At 48.4% G+C, this 1,452-nt stretch carries 2 pseudogenes; both read left to right on the top strand.

Annotation, left to right across the window (positions count from 1 at the left end):
* Window positions 1-994: pseudogene (locus M2S36_RS23555) on the top strand (T6SS effector BTH_I2691 family protein); the annotation flags it as partial.
* A gap of 2 nt (window positions 995-996) precedes the next feature.
* Window positions 997-1,452: pseudogene (locus M2S36_RS23550) on the top strand (hypothetical protein); the annotation flags it as partial.

Raw genomic sequence — 1,452 nt, 5'->3', positions numbered from 1 at the left:
TTCATCGATTTTCGGGGTGATTGGTGCGGCATCGGCGACATTAGTCAGCGTGCGGGCAACGCAGAAAGCAGTGATGCTCAGGCTAAGTTCAACCGCCTCTGGGATGGCCTTTGGAAATGGGATTATAAAATTCTTAAGCAGTAATCTCTATGCGCGTTTGACAGGATACCCAGCGATAGCATTTAGCCTGTTCTCTGATTTCGCCAAGGCGTGGCGCCAGAACGAGAACGGAAACCAAGGTGCCGCTGCATACACGCTGACAGGTGGAATAACCATGGCACTTGGATCTGCTGTCGTCCTTGAGGCTGGACTTGCAATTGCTGGCGTTACAACGCTAGTGCCCTTTGCCGGATGGGCCGCAGCTGCGCTGGTACTTGTAGGAACCGTAATCATTGCAGGAGGCCTCTACCTTCACGCGAAGGCACATGAACGTCTTCACAGCCCAATTGAGCTTTGGGCAGCGCGTAGCATCTTCGGCAATCGCATTAACGATGGAGAAGTCCGCGCTGAGCTCTCCTTGGACCATGATGAGAAACTACTTGCATTCCCCACAGTGCACGCAGAAATCAAAGCTTGGCACGATGAGCACTATGGGCCAAAACTACTGTCAGCTGAACAGGCCTTATCACTCGGTGTAAGCAAAGTCGATACCCTATGGCACGATAACAATCACTGGTCACCGCCGAACTGGACAGCTATCACTCATAACGAAGTGGCCACATCTCAACCGACCGTTGAGTTCGCAGTACTTCTACCGGGTTTCGTGATCGGGACAAGCCAGTGGTCAGGAAGTTTAAGCGCCTTCCGTGAGGGCCTAGCAATGGACGTATTTCCAATCGCCCCAACCGGTCAAATTGTCGGCGCCGGGTTGGTTCTACATTTCGAAAAAACGTTACACAACCAAAGCCACCTCTCACTGCATCTATCCTACAGCGCCAACCAAGGGCTAGACGAAGACAATGAGATCCATTCAACTTTCCGTCTTGAGCGCTGATCATGGCAACCATTTGGCTATTCAACACAACATCCGACTCAGGTCATAAACCTGCTATTAACGGACAGCTATTAAGCTTTTCCGAAAATACTTTATACCTACGAAATCCTTGGATAATAGACTCTGTATTCATGGGAAAGCTGTACTGTGCATTGATCCTCGCATTGATGATCGGATTCTACCCGGTCCTACTATCCGATAAAGCCTGGAAGCCATCTACCTTCAACCCTATCTTGATCACCGGAACAGCGCTTGGGCCGTTCACCTTCCTTCCATTCCTAATTTATCGAATATATTTCATAAAACGATTGTCAAATTTATGCCTTAACCGGAAAACTCAAAAAATCTACTATCAACGCTTGAGCAAAGTAATAATTTTTGATTGGAATAATATCGGCGGAGGTATTTTTAAACGTACTGAATTTGGTGGCTCATCATTCAGCACCAGCTATGCCCTC

Origin of the sequence: Pseudomonas sp. SF2 (assembly GCF_036858055.1) — a bacterium.
Lineage (GTDB): Bacteria > Pseudomonadota > Gammaproteobacteria > Pseudomonadales > Pseudomonadaceae > Aquipseudomonas.
Note: the sequence above shows the minus strand (reverse complement) of the source record. Positions and strands in the feature narration are given on the sequence as shown.